Source organism: Methylobacter svalbardensis, from assembly GCF_037671525.1.
Lineage (GTDB): Bacteria > Pseudomonadota > Gammaproteobacteria > Methylococcales > Methylomonadaceae > Methylobacter_A > Methylobacter_A svalbardensis.
In genome coordinates, this window is record NZ_JAWPOH010000064.1 from 1 (window position 1) to 17564 (window position 17564).

Consider the following 17564-nt stretch of genomic DNA (forward strand, 5'->3'; position numbering starts at 1 on the left):
GATAAGAATCCTGCGGCTAAGCTCAAAGAATTGGCTGGACTTATTGATGAGGTTTTTCAGTTAATGCCTTCTGGAAAACATATGGTTGGGAGGGATTTGGGGCGTTTAGGGCCGACGGTTTCGCTACAGTACCGTGCTGCTGGATAATTTTCCAAGAATCAGGCTGCAAAAAATTTAAAAACTTGAACATCGAGTATTAGGTCGCGAAGGTGTGGTGCGTCAAGTAACGACTCGGGTGAACAACATAATTGAATGCCAGGAAAAACAGATACTGGCGCCACAGAGGCAAGTTCAGAAGCAAGAACAATTAGAACAGTTTGAGCAACAGTACCAACGCAAAGCTATAAAAATGTGATGTCCTGTCTATAAGCTAAGCGGTGCCATCGAAATAAAGAACAACGTGCCGCTGACTAAAGGGTGCCCCCTATAGATAAGCCGTAACTGGTTTTTAGCGCTTATTTTTGAGGCCTATTTTCGCGTTCCTTACGATGCTTCAGTTGAGTGATTTTCGAGCATCGGGCATGATTGCCAATATTCCGCTTCAGCCCGCAGACCGGACACAGCCAAACTTTATGTTCAGGTGTAACGGCATCGACTAATAACTTTGCATCGATGACAACACGCTCAATTTGTTTTTCAGTCATGCTTCAATACTTCTCAATCAGTCTGTAATCGGGCACTTGTCACGCGCGGTATTGACTCGATCTCTCATTTTTTTACCTGGCTTAAAATGCAGCTTAACGTTGGCTGGCAAAAGAACGGCTGCCCCGGTTTTGGGATTACGTCCCATTCGTGGCGGACGATGGTGTAGCGTAAAGCAACCAAATCCGCGAATCTCAATGCGCTCGCCGCTTTACAACGCACTCACCATTTGCTCCAACAGGCCATTGAGGGCCAGTTCTACATCACTGACCTGAAGTTCCGGGCATTTCTCCTTAAGTACCCGCAACAGTTCTGATTTAACCACCCTTCAACTCCCTTGATAAATTGGGCGTTCAGTTTAGCAGGTTAAAACAGGACATTACTATATTGCGTTTACATATGAGACTTCGAATAAAATAATGTTATGTTAAATGGGTGTTGGGGGTTGACCAATAGCGCAGTAAAAAGGAATCAAACGGCGTTGAAGGTCATCCTGTGCAGAAAAAAATGGGAAGCTAACAACAAATTTGCCACTAAATCCCGTGAAACTTTAGAGCCTTTTGTTTATTAGTACCCAATTGCCTTGGTTCTGGCTTCCATCGCCTTTGCCTCGACTTCGCGATTGAGCTTCCTGAGCAAGGCCGCATAATGCAGATGGCTCTGCGTCACGTATGGATGATCAGGACCGAGTGTCTTCTCCCGGATCGCAAGTGCCCGCTGATGGAGCGGCTCGGCCTTGGCATACTGGCCTTGCGACCGATACAGCTCCGCAAGGTTGTTGAGGCTCGTCGCCACATCGGGATGGTCGGGGCCGAGGGCCTTCTCCGAAATGGCCAGTGACCGCTGCAAGAGTGGCTCGGCTTTGGCATACGCGCCTTGGGAGTCATACAGCTCCGCAAGGTTGTTGAGGCTCGTCGCTACATCGGGATGGTCGGGGCCGTAGGCCTTCTCCCAAATGGCCAGTGCCCGCTGATGGAGCGGCTCGGCTTTGGCATACGCGCCTTGCGCCCGATACAGCTCCGCGAGGTTGTTGAGGCTTATCGCCACATCGGGATGGTTGGTGCCGAGGGCTTTCTCCCGGATCGCCAGTGCCCGTTGATGGAGTGGCTCGGCTTTGGCATACGCGCCTTGCACGTAATAAAGCACCGCAAGGTTGCTGAGGCTTATCGCCACATCGGGATGGTCGGGGCCGAGGGCTTTCTCCGAAATGGCCAGTGACCGCTGCAAGAGTGGCTCGGCTTTGGAGTACGCGCCTTGGGAGTCATACAGCTCCGCAAGGTTGTTGAGGCTCGATGCTACATCGGGATGGTTGGGGCCGAGGGCTTTTTCCCGGATCGCCAGTGACTGCTGCAAGAGCGGCTCGGCTTTGGCATACTGGCCTTGCGCCTCATACAGCTCCGCGAGGTTGTTGAGGCTCGATGCCACATTGGGATGGTCGAGACCGAGGACTTTTTCAAAAATGGCCAGTGACCGCTTCAAGAGTGGTTCGGCCTCACTGTAACGGCCTATAGTGTGGGCAATAATCCCAGCATTATTGATGTAATGCGGATTATCTGGCTGCAAATCCGCCGCTTCTTTAAAATGCTGGTAAGCGGCGGTGTAGTCGATGCGGCCTTCGGCCAATTGGGCGAGATGGTAAGCGGCTTTGGCGGCATTTCCCTTGCCTTTCGTAAGCACTTGAGTAAATAGCTTTTGAGCATCGGCGGTCTCGCCTTTCGTCAAGGCCTCTTGCGCTCGCTTGATCTGTTCCGGCAATACCTCGCGTTTGATATCATCAAACGCCTTATAGGCATCGGCCAGTTTTTGTTTGTAATCCCCTAATGCTGCTTCTGGATTTTGTAACTTCGCTTGAACATCGGCGAGTTGCTTATCAAGCAGGGCTATCATTTCCTTGTCTGCCGCGTTGGCATGCGTAAGTTCCGCACGAACTTCTTGCTCTTTCCGCTTTAATCCGACTTCATATTGTTCAAGGGTAATGCTGTTGATAACGTGAACGCTTCCTGTAGCAACGATGGCAGTTCCATTGCCAGAATTGTTTGCGGAAATATTTCCCACTGTCGCGATGCTATCTTCTGACGCTGTGACCGTCGGGATTTCCTTTGGCTTCTCTGAAAATTGCTGATAAGCTTCCCACGCGCCGCCAATCACTATAACTAAACCGCCGCCAATAAATGCGAGCGTTTTCTGATGGTTCGGTTTCGATAACCAGCTCCAAGCGCTTCTAATCCAATTCATAAATGATTCTAATCGGTTAACTCTATTAATGCAGTGTAAAAGAATTAGCCACCTAGTTATATTTTTTTACACTATTAGATAATAGATTCTGGTGACATTAGACGAAATGATTGGCTTTTTTTGCCATGTAGTCAGGTCTGGCACGACTTTATCGCGCCCGACAAATCCCAGATAATGTCGGGTAACAAAAAGACGTTGCCTGAACTCGCTCGGCTTCACAACCACCGGAATCGATTCTCTTTCCATTCGTTAAGAATCTTAACACCAATTAAGTTCTAACATTGCAATATGGGTGTTCTAGTGAATTTGAATAGATCAAATACATCTACTCCACCATTGCCTTCAATAAAGCATCCCTGGCATCGGAGTAGAATTGAATATCAATCTTGGTTGCCATATCGTCAGAAAGATCAACTAGCTGGCGACGGCAGGCTACTGGCATGAGTAACGCTGTGGCTCCTTTTTCAACGGCAATTTCGGCAATGCTCACCGGATTATGAATGGGGTCAATCGACCCACCAAGATTGATCTCGCCGACAATAATAAGACCACCCCGGACACTCTTTTTTAATAATGCCGTACAAAGCGCTATTATCGCTCCAAGACCCAGCTTGGCGCCGGACTTTGATGCATCAAACGCCCGAAGTTGAACAGTAAATTCATGGTGCCTAGGATCTTTATCACCAACCAACTGCATCGCTCTGGCATAGAGATTTTGCTCTGCAAACCCCATGCTTTCCCGAAAAGCTGGCGGAACTGGTTTGTTTAAAATTTTTACACCAGCATAATCAATGGGGTCATACTCTGAGGCATCCCCACAAAATATCCTTATAAAACAAAACACTATTCGATATTTTTTAGTACATTAAAGCCCAAATGGCGCTAAAATGAAATTTTCTTCCAAAAAAACACATCGGGGGAAGAGTCTTATGGCAATTATCAACACCCTACATACCCTATTAAAACAATCACTCCCCAATCTTCATGCGGCACGTTTTAATGCACTAATGGCGGCGGTCGAGGCGGGCTTTACGGGGGCGGCTGTATCCATTACGACGTTGGGACGGGCGGTTTCCGGAGCTACCTTTATCAAACATAAAATTAAGCGCCTAGATCGTTTGATGGGTAATCCTCACCTCAAATCTGAGCGCTTGGCGTTATACGGAGTTATGACCGGATTTTTATTGAAATCTCTTCCCTTGCCCCTGATTATTATTGACTGGTCACCGCTAACTGACGATCAAAGCCAACAATTATTGCGAGCCTCCCTTCCTGTGGGCGGACGCACCGTTACCCTTTATGAAGAGGTTCATCTGGAAAAAAAAACTGGGGAACCGTCGTGTTCAACATCAATTTTTGTCCACCCTGCAACGTCTGCTCCCAGCGCATGTTACGCCTATTGTGGTTGCGGATTCCGGGTTTCGCACCCCGTTCTTTCGCGAGGTTGAACGCTTAGGCTGGCATTGGCTAGGTCGGATTCGCCATCGTGATTTTATTGCCTTTGCCGATCATCCCGGCGAATGGCAGGCGGCAAAATCGCTGTATGCCAAAGCCAGTCGTAAAGCCAAGTTGCTGGGTTCGGCACTCTGGGTGCGCCGCAATTCTTTACCAGGACATCTGGTGATTTTTTGGCGTCCCGCCAAAGGTCGCAAACAGCTGACAGTGCATAAGAAGCCGGGCAAATCCAATCAAAGCCGCAAGAAGGCCAAACGTGAAAAAGAGCCGTGGCTACTGGTTGTGTCGCCGTCTCTTAAAGACTACTCAGCCGTGCGTATCGTAAATTATTACCGCGCTCGGATGCAAATCGAGGAAGGGTTTCGCGATACCAAGAGTACGCGTTATGGCTTAAATTTAACCCGTGAAAGCAGGATTCAATCCGACCGCAGGGCGAATCTATTATTGATCGCGGCGCTTATTATCTTTGCACTTTGGCTGGTGGGTCTCAGTCTAAAAGGCTCCGCTACTGAACGGCAGATCCGGGTTAATAGCGGATCAAAACGTTCGCCGTACTCCGTTATTTTTCTCGGTAAAATCGCCTGCCACTATGCTGTGTTTGACCTACCGGGTGATTATTTAGAGCTGGCGCAGGCGCTATTGGTCGGTTATTTTGAAAAATTAGAGAAAGGGTGATTTGTGGGGATACCTCAGGGTCATACTCGATTGATTTTGAATTGAGCCGACTTCCTGTCCCCGCCTCTAGCTGTGGGCTCTACCCGCCTAGCCAATTGCAATTGAATCCTCTCCTTAAACCAACCATCACCCAATGCCCAAGCCTTGTTGGTAGCATCCCTGATTTCATTTATCTGAGTTTCAGAAAGCGTTTGATTGAATAATGCTCTGTAGGCCGATTGGCGTTTGCTGTCATCATTGCCCAAACGCTGCAATTCAAAATGAGGCGTGACCAAACTATCTGCCTGTCCCTGTGCATTAAATCGATAGCTCGACCACGGATAGTCGACTGGGTCGGTAACCATTCCTGCGCGCACCGGGTTTAATTCAATATAGCGCATGCAGGTCAGCAAGTATGATTCGCTGTCGATCAGCGTTGCCTTGTACCGCCCTTCCCAGAGCGTACCGGTACGGCGGTAACAGTAATTAAAGTATTGCACATAATACCGCCCCAGCATTTGCAAGGTTTTGCCCAGACTGGTTTCGGAAAAAGGGGTCATCAGCAAATGCACATGATTAGTCATCAGCACATAAGCATGTATCTGACAGTCATGCTTTTTGCAGGCTGCCTGAAGCTTTTCCAGATAAAAACGATAATCCGCATCGCAGCAAAAAATCTCGGAACGATTATTACCGCGAACGATAACATGCTGCGGTTGACCAGGAATAATCATTCTGGGGAGGCGAGCCATGGGCTTAATCCAAAAAGAAACACAGGTATTAAAGTAGCTGGTTTTTAATCAAAAATCAATTTAATCTGACCCCATTGATTTTGTAAGCAAGATTCTGTTGCTCTAAGTAAAAATCCTGCAACATCCTCTTCATCCAATGGAGTTGGTATGAAATTACTCAGAGGAAGAGCCTTTCTAAAATCACCATTAACCACTGCAACATATCTACTGATTCGACTTTGGGCAATCGCAAAAAGCGAAATTTTGGAACTTAAATTTTCAAGAGCGCTAAAGTGCATCCCAGGGCTATTACGATGACCTATTTCATTTTCTATTTTAGAAACTATGGTCCATAAGGTATCAGGAAGGCTTCTTGCACTCCTCAAATATGCCAGCTTGTATGATAAGTAATTAGATGCTCCATATTTCTCGCCCAACCCAAGGAGTAATCCGAGAGCATAATCTGAATCCAGAGTTTCCAATCGAGCTAGATTCTTTATTGCGGACAAGATTTCAGTTGCAGCCTTGCTCACGGAGTTAATATATCCAGCTGTATAACAGACCTCGTTTTTCCAATCCAATGGAGGAAATGAATTCATTATAAGGAGGTCACTACTTGTTTTCTTTTTCTTTTTGGCCGGTTCATCCATAAGCCCGTGGGGGCCTTTTAATAGTGCACCTACAATCATGCTGTCATGAGGGGAGTTTGCTCTTCGGATGATCTCAGCTTCATGATGAGTAATATGAGATTTTGTAACATAACCTCGCAATAAGTTTCTCTTCTTTATATTGCTAATCCCAGTTATAAGTTTGTAGATTTCCTTTGGGTGCCATGCCTTTTGGCTCTGAAAGTTATTTTTCACTATTAAAGTCCCACTTAGTTCTGTAGCAAAGATGCTTTTTTGAGACACAACGCGCTACTCAACGTCTTGTCCAAATCTCAACGTGCATCACAATATAACCGCATATGATTTGTTGTCGAGATTTATCCTCACAAGTAGTCGGATAAGATTTGAGGAAAGCAGCGGACCTTATCGCGTTGTTCGCTTCGACGGTGTGAAAGTCTACCTCAACCGTTTTGAGTAGATTGCCCTTCGGCAGGTTTTCGAATCAAGCTGTCGCTCTAATGACAACTATCAGGCAAGGCCGAACGTCCGTTTCTGGCCGATCCCTGTCTGTCACTGTTCATCAAACGGTCGTTTAATGAACAATCCAAAAACCACCCTTTTTGGATAGTGAAAGAGGGGTAAAAATGTTAATATAGCCGTTAATCTATCAAAACAAGTAAAGTGTTCATGAATCAAAAGATTGGTTACGCCAGAGTATCGACCGATGATCAACATTTAGATCTTCAAAACGATGCCTTAAAAAAGGCCGGCTGCGATGTTATTTACGAAGAAAAAGCCAGTGGCAAAAATACGGAACGGCTTGAACTTGAGCAATGCCGTAAAGCGTTAAGGGCAGGGGATACCTTGGTTGTTTGGCGCTTAGACAGGTTGGGGCGATCACTGCCTGATCTGGTGAGGATTGTGGCCGAACTTGAACGCGATGGCATTGGCTTTGAAAGTCTGACAGAGAAGATCGAAACAAATAGTGCCAACGGCAAACTGACTTTTCATATCTTTGCGGCCTTGGCTGAATTTGAAAGGAATCTCATTAGAGAGCGCACCCATGCCGGTCTTGCTGCAGGGAGAGCGAGAGGCAGGAAAGGCGGAAGAAAACCGGCACTTGATGACAAGCAGATTCGAGAAGTTAAGGCGTTAATGCGTGATCCGTCGGTCAATATCACCAGCGTTGCTCAACGCTACCATGTTTCACGCACCACACTATATAAATACGCTGGTGCTGACTGACTGCGTGAATTCCAATTCACCATCAAATTTCATTACTATCGGGCATGCTTACACCACCCCGTTGTTGGACAAAGACATGCAACTGGTGGACATTTAGTTAGGCACTGCTCGGCCATGAAAGTATTACCACCACGCAGATTTGCAGGGGCAATTAAGTAAATGGGCCGCGGATATTTGATTCAGATCAATCACTGCCTATGTCCGAGCGCATTTTGCATAGCGATGCCGTGGTACTATGCGATAGTTTTTTCTATCAACCAGCCATTTACCTGTCGGTATAAACGAGATTAGCAACAAACCATGACACAAAATACCAACAACCTGGCCGCCTATATTTGGTCATTAGCCGATTTACTGCGCGGCGACTTTAAGCAAAGCCAGTACGGTCGCATCATTTTGCCATTCACCTTATTACGTCGCCTTGAAGGTGTATTGGAAGACAGCAAAGAAGCAGTGCTGGCTCAGGTCGAAAAGGTACAAGCCATGAACCTGCCGGAAGAAGCACAGGAAAAGCTGCTGTTACGGGCTACTGGCGGACTTTCGTTTTACAACATTTCAAAAATGGATCTTTCCACACTTGGTGAAGCGGGCATTGCCGCCAATCTGGAATCCTATATCCAGGGCTTTTCCAAAGATGCGCGTGAGATTTTTGAGCACTTTAAATTCAACGAGTTTATTGGTCAGCTTAATGATGCCAACCTGCTCTACAAAATTGTAATAAAGGTTCGTAATACTGATCTAAGCCCCAAGGCAATTTCTAATCATGATATGGGCTTGGTGTTTGAAGAACTGATCCGTCGTTTTGCTGAAGGCTCAAACGAAACCGCCGGAGAACATTTCACCCCGCGCGATATTGTTCGCCTCACCACCGCGCTGGTGTTTATGGAAGATGATGACGCGCTGACCAAACCGGGCATCATCCGCACCATCTACGACCCAACCGCTGGTACGGGCGGCTTTCTTTCATCGGGCATGGAATACGTGCATGAGTTAAACCCGCAAGCGGTGATGCGCGGCTATGGGCAAGAACTCAACCCCGAGAGTTACGCCATCTGCAAAGCCGATATGTTGATCAAAGGGCAAGAAGTTAAAAATATCAAACTCGGCAACACCCTATCGAACGACCAACTGTATGCCGATAAATTTGATTACATGTTATCCAACCCGCCGTTTGGCGTAGACTGGAAAAAAATTGAATCAGACATAAAAGACGAAAATACCCTAAAAGGTTTTGATGGCCGCTTTGGCCCTGGCTTGCCACGAGTCTCTGATGGCTCGCTGTTATTTCTGTTGCATCTGATAAGCAAGTTAAGAGATGCCTCCGAAGGCGGCGCACGTATCGGCATTATTCTTAACGGCTCGCCATTGTTTACCGGCGGTGCAGGTTCGGGTGAATCCGAGATTCGCCGTTACATTCTTGAGGCCGACCTGCTGGAAGCCATCGTTGCGTTGCCGACTGACATGTTTTACAACACCGGCATTTCCACCTATGTTTGGGTGCTTTCCAATAAAAAAGCCTCAGAACGCAAAGGCAAGGTCCAGTTGATTAACGGCGTAAATTTGTGCGGTAAAATGCGTAAATCTTTAGGTTCCAAACGTAACGTGATGGATGGCAGCGATATTGCCACCATTACCCGCTGTTTCGGCAACTTCGAAGTAGTCGATGCACGGGAGCTAGACAAACCCGCAGATCAAAAAAGCAATCGCGGCCGCCAGTCAGCCAACCCAAAAACTGAGTCAGCCAAAACCTTTGCCAGCAAAATCTTCAATACCTATGAATTCGGCTACCGCCGCATCAGCATCGAACGTCCTTTGCGTGAATCCTACCAGTTCAGTGATGAATGCATTGCCGAGTTGCGCTTTTCCCCTAAACCTTTAACTGAAGTCATGAAATGGGCTTATGCCGAATACGGCGACCACTGGACTGATGCGGTCGATTGCGAACTTTACGGCGACTTATCAGAGCACGAAGAGGGCATACGCAACCGGATTAAAACTCACTACAGCGAGTTAAAAGAAAAACAAATCAAGGACCTGCTGGATCGCAAAACCTGGGAAAGCCAAAAACAAATCCTGCTCAAAGCCAAACAACTGCAACAGGCCATCGGCACAGAACAGCACGATGACATGAACGGCTATGACGATGTCATAAAAGCGACAGGCATCAACCTGGACGCCAAAGAGAAAAAACAGATCACCGATGCCGTGAGCTGGAAAAACCCGGCTGCTGAAAAAGTCATTAAAAAAGTCCACAAAGGCAAGGCCAATTCAGTGTACGGCTTGTTTGAAGTGGGCGGAAAAGTGCTGGAATACAAAGCCGATAGCGACCTGCGCGATAATGAAAACGTGGCGCTTGATCCAAGCAGATCGGTTAACGAAATCAACGAAGCCTACTTTGCCAAAGAGGTTTTACCCCACGTACCCGATGCCTGGATCGATGCCGGCAAAAAAGACGACAAGGATCAGGAGATAGGCATCGTCGGCTATGAAATACCGTTTAACCGGCATTTTTATGTGTATCAGCCGCCGAGGGAATTGGCTGAGATTGACGCCGAACTGGATCAGGTGAGTAGTGAGATTATGAAGTTGCTACAAGAGGTGCATTCATAATGCCAGGGAAATATCGGGCTTATCCTGAGTATAAGGATTCTGGGGTTGAGTGGTTGGGGGAGATACCAAATCACTGGCAGATAGCAGAATTAAAGCGATATTCATTTGTTAAGGGTGGGTATGCGTTTAGCAGTGATTCGTTTATTGAAGATGGAGAACCTGTTATCCGAATAAGCGATATAAAACAGGATGGAAGCGTTTCATTAAAAAACTGCAAATGTGTTTCTGGCGAGCTTGCTAACAAATATAGCGAATTCTCTGTCAGCTCAGGTGAATTGGTCATGGCTATGACCGGAGCAACCATTGGGAAAGCTGGTTGGTTTAGGGGAGGAAAGCCAGCATTGGTAAATCAGCGTGTAGGGGTATTCAAATGCAATGACAGGTATTTGGACTATAGATTTTTTTGGTATTTGCTGAGTAGTTGTGGCTATCAAGAGCATATTCAATTAACAGCCTTTGGCGGTGCGCAACCCAATATTAGTGATGCGGGTATGGTGGGGTATAAAACTGCCATTCCTGCCATTGAAGAACAGGAGAAAATCGCCAACTTCCTTGACCACGAAACCGCCAAAATCAATACCCTGATCGAAAAACAACAACAGCTCATCCAGCTGCTAAAAGAAAAACGCCTGGCAGTCATTAGCCATGCGGTGACCAAAGGTTTAAATCCCAATGCCCCGATGCGCGACTCAGGTGTTGAGTGGTTGGGTGAAGTGCCGGAGCATTGGAAGGTTATAAGCTTGAAGAGGCTGGCTAGAAAGATTACCGATGGTGAACATATTTCACCTACTTTCACAGATGAAGGCATGCCTTTTTTATCAGCGAAAGATATTCGTGATCGTACGATTGACTATGAGGTAAATAAATATGTAACCCTTGAGGATGGCTATCGGTTTCGGCGAAGATGTAATCCTGAAGTTGACGATATTCTGATTGTTAGTCGCGGTGCAACGATTGGACGTGTTGGTCTTGTTGAAAGAAAAATCATCTTTTGCCTCTTGGGTAGTGTAATTTTACTGAAGCCAAAAACGACTACTGTTGACCCAGTCTTTGTTTATTACCTGCTAAATCAATATTCGGCAAAAGAACAGTTTTTCCTAGCATCTCAGGCAAGTGCACAGCAGGCAATATATTTAGTTGATGTGGCAGAATTATTAATTGCACTTCCATCTCTACCTGAGCAGATTGAAATTCGAAATCATCTTGAAGGTCAAATTAAAAAAATTGATAATTTGATTCAAGTATCTGAAAAAGCTATTAAATTAATTCAAGAGCGTCGCACAGCCCTAATCTCCGCCGCCGTCACCGGAAAAATTGACGTAAGAAGTTGGCAATCTCCAGAACCATTTTACAACTATAAAGAAACTAACATGGAAGCCATCGCATGAGCCAGCTGCCAATAGTCGATAACGCGCTGGCCGCTGAAGTTAAACAGCTTATTCAATCGGCCAAGCAACGTGCGGTAGTGGCAGTCAATGCTGAACTGACTTTGCTCTATTGGCAAGTGGGCAAACGTATAGCCGATGAGGTGTTGGGCGGCGAACGGGCGGAATATGGCAAACAGGTAATAGACCATCTAGCGCGTGATTTAACTGTGGCGTTTGGCAAGGGCTGGAATAAAAAACAATTACACCATTGCCTTCGTTTCGCGGAGACCTTTCCTGAGCCAGAGATTGTCTCTGCACTGCGGAGACAATTAAGCTGGACACATTTTAAGAATCTTATTTATCTGGATAATTCAGTAAAACGCGAGTTTTACCTGGCTATGGCAGTGCAGGAACGCTGGTCAACCCGTACCTTGGCAGATCGGATTGATAAACAATTATTTGAGCGCACCGCAATCTCAAGAAAACCAGAGGAAACCATCATCCGTGAAATTGCTCTGTTGCGTGAACAAGGGTTAGTCAATGAAAATCTGATTTTAAAAGACCCGTATATATTGGATTTTCTTGATCTAAATGACAGCTATCTGGAAAAAAACCTTGAAGACGCCATTCTACGTGAGTTGCAACAGTTTATATTGGAGCTGGGCAGTGGTTTTAGTTTTGTCGCACGTCAATACCGCATTCAAATCGATGAGGATGATTTTTATATCGACCTGTTATTTTACAACCGCAAGCTAAAACGCTTGGTCGCCATTGATTTAAAAATAGATAACTTTAAGGCCGAATATAAAGGGCAGATGGAACTCTATTTACGTTGGCTGGCAAAATACGAACAGGAAGCCGATGAAAACCCACCGTTAGGCATTATTTTGTGTGCCGGTAAAAAACAGGAACAAATCGAATTGCTTGAATTGGATAGTGCGGGTATTCATGTGGCGGAGTATCTAACCACGCTACCGCCTAAAGCCGTATTGGAGCAGCGCTTGCATCAGGCCATTATCAATGCAAAACGAAGATTAGACCACAAAGGCGATGAGTCGGATGAGTAGCAAAGCCAACGAGTTACCCTTCCAAAACGACATGATTAATCATCTGGTCGCGAATGGCTGGTTATTGGGCAAGCCTGAAAACTACAACCGTGAACTGGCTTTGTATCCGGAAGATCTGTTGGGTTTTGTGCAAGAAACTCAGGATGTACAGTGGCAAAAATTCCGCGCATTGTACCCCAATAACCCAGAAGAAAAGTTTCTGGAGCGTGTCGCCACTCAGCTCAACAAAGCCGATCCCAATGCCGCCAACAAAGAGATGCGTACCTTTGGCACCTTGGGCGTATTGCGCCATGAGCTGCGTGACCGTGGCACCCGGTTTAGTCTGTGCCAGTTTAAACCCGAACATGATTTAAATCCGGATACCTTGGCACGTTACCAGAAGAATCGTTGTCGTATCGTGCCTGAGTTGGTCTATAGTCCGTGGGCAAACGAAGCGCATTTGGCTGAAGCCGGCACAAAAGCCAAAGCCTGGCGCATTGATTTGGTGCTGTTTGTAAATGGCCTGCCGATAGCGACCTTGGAGTTAAAGTCGGAATTTAAGCAGGCCGTACACAACGCGATTAAACAATACAAAACCACTCGCCATCCTATCGATCCAGCCACCAAAAAACCGGAGCCGTTATTAACCTTTAAGCGTGGAGCACTGGTGCATTTTGCCGTCAGCCAATATGAAGTGTATATGGCTACTCGATTGGAAGGCGATGACACCTATTTTTTGCCGTTTAACAAAGGCACAAAAGAAGGGGCTGCGGGTAATGATGTGCCTGAAGACATTAACCAATACGCCACCGATTATTTGTGGAATGAAGTGTTGCTGCCGGATAATTTGCTTAACATTCTTGCCCGCTTTGTACATTTGCAAATTGAAGAAAAAGAAGACTGGGAGGGCCGCAAGTATAAAAAAGAGGCGCTCATCTTTCCGCGTTACCATCAGTGGGATGTGGTTACAAAGCTGGTTGAGGCGGCACGTACGGAAGGCCCCGGTCATAAATACCTGATTCAACACAGTGCCGGATCGGGCAAATCCAATTCAATTGCCTGGGTAGCGCATCAACTATCGTCAATTTACGACGCCGGCGGCCACAAACAATTTGATTCCGTAATCATTGTGACTGACCGAACTGTGTTGGATGACCAGTTGCAAGATACCATCTACCAGTTTGAACATGTTGATGGTGTTGTCGGAAGGATCAACAATAAAGAAGGTGACGGTTCAAAATCGGAGAAACTGGCCGCTGCACTTAACAATGCGCAGCCGATTATCATCGTCACCATTCAGACCTTTCCGCATGTATTAAAAGCCATTGAGAACAGTGTCAGCTTAAAAGAGCGGCGTTACGCAATCATTGCCGATGAGGCGCATTCTTCACAAACCGGCTCTACTGCCCGGCAATTAAAAGAAGTGTTGATGACTGATGCGCAAGGCAGTGACGATGACGAAGTGACTGCCGAAGATATTCTGGATGCAGCCATCGCCTCACGTCGCGCATCCACAAATGTTAGTTATTTGGCCTTTACCGCAACGCCCAAAACAAAGACATTGGAGCTGTTTGGTCGTCTGCCCAAGCCTGATGAAGCGCCGTCAAAAACCAATCTCCCTGAAGCTTACCATGTGTACAGCATGCGCCAAGCCATTGAAGAAGGCTTTATTCTGGACGTGTTAAAAAACTACACCAACTACAAAGTCGCCTATAACCTGGCGTTAAAAATTCAGGGCGCCGATCAGGAAGTTGAAAGTAAACGGGCCAAGGTAAAACTTAATCAATGGGTACGGCTGCATGACTACAACATTTCACAAAAAGTGCAGGTCATTGTCGAGCATTTTAAAGATAATGTGATGGGCCTGTTAGGCGGTCAAGCCAAGGCCATGGTGGTCACCAGTTCACGAAAAGAAGCCGTGCGCTACAAGCTGGGCTTTGACAAATACATTGTCGCCCAAGGCTACCAAAACATTCATGCCATGGTCGCCTTCTCCGGCGAAGTGGAATTTAGCAATAAAGACCCGAACTCCGAGGGCATGATTGGCGAAAAATATACCGAATACAATATGAATCCGAACCTCAAAGGCCGTGACATGCGCAAAGCCTTTGATTCGGACGATTATCAAGTGATGATCGTTGCCAATAAATTCCAGACCGGATTTGATCAACCCAAGCTCTGCGCCATGTATGTCGATAAAAAACTCGGTGGCGTGGAGTGCGTACAAACCCTGTCGCGACTGAATCGTACCTATCCGGGCAAAGCCGAAATGGGTACGTTTGTGTTGGATTTTTTCAATGAGCCGGAAGATATACTGAATGCGTTCCAGCCCTATTACCAAACGGCTGAATTAGCCGATGTGTCAGACCCTGATTTAATCTTTGATCTGTTTGATAAGCTACGTGCAGCCAGTATTTTTACTTGGCAAGAAGTTGATCAGTTTTGCGAGGCGTTTTTTGTAAAGAGCAAAAGCAATGCGGCCATTGCCAACATCTGCAAGCCTGCTGTAGAGCGTTGGCAGAAACGTTACAAATCAGCCATTGATGCATACAAGCTAGCCAGAGACATGTTTGAGCGCACCAAGAAGACTGCCGATGCCGTGTTGATTGCCAATGCAGAAAACAGCTTCAAGGAATGCAAAAAGGAAAAAGATGCGCTTGAAATCTTTAAAAAGGATTTGGGTACGTTTGTACGCTTTTATGAATTCATGTCGCAGATTGTCGATTACGACAATAAGGAACTGGAAAAACTCAGTCTGTATGCGCGGAACCTGAGACCTATGCTGCGTGAAACGTTTATGGAAGAAGAAGGTATAGACTTGAGCAGCGTAGTGCTGAGTCATTATCGCCTTTCCCTGCTTCGTCACCAGGACTTGAAGCTAAAAGAAGATTCTGGGGAGTATAAACTTGAACCCGGAGAAGGCTTAGGTAGTGCAAAAGCAAAAGATAAGCAGGAAGAATTTATTTCGCAGATTATTAGCCGGTTGAATGAGCTCTTTATTACTGACCATTTAACGGAACTTGACCTGGTAAATTACGCTCATACCATTAGGGATAAAGTCAGCGAAAATGCCTTGGTTATGAAGCAAATTGCCAATAACTCAACTGAGCAGGCGATGCTGGGTGATTTTACAAAGGCCGTTGATGATGCCGTCATGGATAGTAGTGAAGCTCATAATAATCAGATGATGCAGTTGTTATCTAATCCCGCAAAGGCCGCTGGTTTTGCAAAGGTGGTATTTGATTTGTTGAAGTTGGCGGGGAGTAATTAAATTGTGGCTTTTGAAACCTCTAACTGAAAACGTAATGGCACAGAAGACAAGCACAAATGAAAATGGCCAACCTGCTGCTCAGTCACCAGAGCTCGCTGGAGGCGCTGGCTTCACGTTTGAGGATGCCGTTTCGGCTTTTTTTCTCTCGGCATTGCTGGGGGAAGGCTATGCGCCCGGTGTTGAAAATCGCACGGTGTGCCGTGTCGCGCTCCAGCAGCGCAACTTCGGAGAACCACTCGATGACGTCATCGTCGATTTTCGCGACATGACCGGTGAACTCGCTCGCTTAAGCCTTCAGGTTAAGCGAGCACTCACCATCAGCGCGGCGAAGACCAACTCTGACTTTCGCGAAGTCATCAGGGATAGCTGGGCTACATACCAGAAAACCAACTTTCGCAAAGGGATTGACCGCTACGGTGCCGCTGTTGGTGAGATCGCGAAAGATAAGGCGCGCGCCCTTATTTCACTATCCGAACTGGCACGAGAGAGCATTACTGCCAGCCACTTTAAGGCTCGGTTTGCGAAAGGTGGAAACGCCAGCGCGGCCCTGAAAACTGTGAAAAATGACATCGTTGCACTGTTGGCTCACGCGAAGGGAAGTGCGTGTTCCGAAGTGGAAGCACATGATTTTCTCTCCCACTTCGTCCTTGTGGAGTTCGACTTTTTGCATACCGGAGCCTCCGATCCGCCTGAAGTGATGACGCGGCTTCGCAATTGTCTCGCCGCAGATCAGGCAATTCAGGCACCGCTTCTATGGGCTACACTCCGCCAAATGGTGCGCGAGTCTGCCGGAAAGTCGGGCGAGTTCGACCGTCCGCGACTGATCCGCGAACTCTCTCGTATCGTTTGTCTCCGAGCCGCGCCTTCGCTGCGTAGCGATTTGGAGAAACTGACTGCGCTGACGCGTAACTGGGTCGCGGACATCCAGAACGACGTCGGCGGTACACATTTAGACCGCACAGCCCTCTCTACGAAGCTCAAGAAATCGCTTGGGGGGTCCCGCTTCATCCAGATCAGGGGCTTGCCGGGCAGCGGAAAATCAGTTCTGCTGCGTCAGCGGGTTGAGGCCGACCTGGAGCGTGGACCTGTTATCTTCCTAAAATCCGAAAGGCTTGAAGGGAAAGGTTGGGCGAGCTTTGCCACTACAAATGGTCTTTCAAGCGCACCGCTGACGAGCTTATTAGTGGAGATCGGGGCGACAGGCGCTGATACGCTCTATATCGACGGCATCGACCGGATTGAAAAGGATCATCAGCCAATTATCCTTGATGTGCTTCGGGCCATCCTTGGCTCACCACTTCTCAGCTCTTGGAAGATCGTTGTTTCGCTGCGCGACTCAGGCATCGAACCCCTCCGCAATTGGTTGGGAGATTTGCTAAATACGTTGGGCATCGCCACAGTCGAAGTCGACGTGCTGAATGATGACGAGGCAGAAGTGCTTGCCACGGCCAAGCCTCAGCTTCGCTCGCTCCTGTTCGGTTCTACGCAAGTCCGCGAGATTGTGCGACGTCCGTTCTTTGCGAAAATTCTGAACCAAAGCTTTGGAACAGGGAATGACGGTCCGCCCTTCGAGCATAGCTATCTACACAACTTAAAGCACAAAAGTAGTAACATACGCCATGAATATAAAAAAAGTTATTAGACCTCGATCCTCGCTTGGCAAAGCGTCACCAACAGTTGGTGAGTGAGTATTTGAACTC

The 17564-nt window shown here is 47.0% G+C and carries 13 protein-coding genes and 1 pseudogene; 8 read left to right on the plus strand and 6 right to left on the minus strand.

What is annotated here, in order from left to right:
• Positions 1–455: 455 nt before the first annotated feature.
• The 4 genes and pseudogenes from RW114_RS16985 to RW114_RS17000 form a co-directional block, all read right to left on the minus strand.
• Complete coding sequence (locus RW114_RS16985; protein ID WP_340123955.1) at positions 456–644, minus strand: hypothetical protein; 189 nt, start codon at positions 642–644, stop codon at positions 456–458.
• 17 nt (positions 645–661) lie between these two features.
• Positions 662–967 (minus strand): annotated as a pseudogene (locus RW114_RS16990) (integration host factor subunit beta).
• A gap of 242 nt (positions 968–1209) precedes the next feature.
• The gene (locus RW114_RS16995; protein WP_340123956.1) at positions 1210–2877 is read right to left on the minus strand and encodes a tetratricopeptide repeat protein; all 1668 of its coding nucleotides are present in this window, start codon (positions 2875–2877) and stop codon (positions 1210–1212) included.
• A 325-nt stretch (positions 2878–3202) separates the two neighbouring features.
• Positions 3203–3721, minus strand: coding sequence for a magnesium chelatase domain-containing protein (locus RW114_RS17000; RefSeq protein WP_340123957.1), 519 nt, complete (start codon positions 3719–3721; stop codon positions 3203–3205).
• A gap of 85 nt (positions 3722–3806) precedes the next feature.
• Between RW114_RS17000 and RW114_RS17005 the strand changes: the two genes are divergently transcribed.
• On the plus strand, positions 3807–4325 hold the full coding sequence (locus RW114_RS17005; RefSeq protein WP_340123958.1) for a hypothetical protein: 519 nt from the start codon (positions 3807–3809) through the stop codon (positions 4323–4325).
• The gene (locus RW114_RS17010) at positions 4234–5007 is read left to right on the plus strand and encodes an IS4 family transposase (protein WP_340123959.1); all 774 of its coding nucleotides are present in this window, start codon (positions 4234–4236) and stop codon (positions 5005–5007) included. The genes RW114_RS17005 and RW114_RS17010 overlap by 92 nt, the downstream gene beginning before the upstream one ends.
• Positions 5008–5027: 20 nt before the next feature.
• Here the strand turns inward: RW114_RS17010 and RW114_RS17015 are convergent, their stop codons facing one another.
• Positions 5028–5738 carry an REP-associated tyrosine transposase gene (locus RW114_RS17015; RefSeq protein WP_340123960.1) on the minus strand — a complete coding sequence of 237 codons (711 nt, stop codon included), beginning with the start codon at positions 5736–5738 and terminating at the stop codon, positions 5028–5030.
• Positions 5739–5782: 44 nt separating this feature from the next.
• Positions 5783–6628, minus strand: a complete 846-nt coding sequence (locus RW114_RS17020; RefSeq protein WP_340123961.1) for a hypothetical protein — start codon at positions 6626–6628, stop codon at positions 5783–5785.
• Between the two features lie 384 nt (positions 6629–7012).
• Here RW114_RS17020 and RW114_RS17025 point away from each other — a divergent pair, with 384 nt between their 5' ends.
• From RW114_RS17025 to RW114_RS17050, 6 genes are all read left to right on the plus strand, one after another.
• The gene (locus tag RW114_RS17025; protein WP_340123962.1) at positions 7013–7570 is read left to right on the plus strand and encodes a recombinase family protein; all 558 of its coding nucleotides are present in this window, start codon (positions 7013–7015) and stop codon (positions 7568–7570) included.
• Positions 7571–7870: 300 nt separating this feature from the next.
• The gene (locus RW114_RS17030) at positions 7871–10180 is read left to right on the plus strand and encodes a type I restriction-modification system subunit M (protein ID WP_340123963.1); all 2310 of its coding nucleotides are present in this window, start codon (positions 7871–7873) and stop codon (positions 10178–10180) included.
• Positions 10180–11568, plus strand: coding sequence for a restriction endonuclease subunit S (locus tag RW114_RS17035; protein ID WP_340123964.1), 1389 nt, complete (start codon positions 10180–10182; stop codon positions 11566–11568). Before RW114_RS17030 ends, RW114_RS17035 begins: the two co-directional genes overlap by 1 nt.
• Positions 11565–12614: a PDDEXK nuclease domain-containing protein gene (locus RW114_RS17040; protein ID WP_340123965.1), complete on the plus strand. Its 1050-nt coding sequence runs from the start codon at positions 11565–11567 to the stop codon at positions 12612–12614. The genes RW114_RS17035 and RW114_RS17040 overlap by 4 nt, the downstream gene beginning before the upstream one ends.
• A complete protein-coding gene (locus RW114_RS17045) occupies positions 12607–15864 on the plus strand; it encodes a type I restriction endonuclease subunit R (protein WP_340123966.1) in 3258 nt (1085 codons plus the stop codon). Before RW114_RS17040 ends, RW114_RS17045 begins: the two co-directional genes overlap by 8 nt.
• Positions 15865–15898: 34 nt before the next feature.
• On the plus strand, positions 15899–17506 hold the full coding sequence (locus tag RW114_RS17050) for a hypothetical protein (protein ID WP_340123967.1): 1608 nt from the start codon (positions 15899–15901) through the stop codon (positions 17504–17506).
• Positions 17507–17564: the final 58 nt, after the last annotated feature.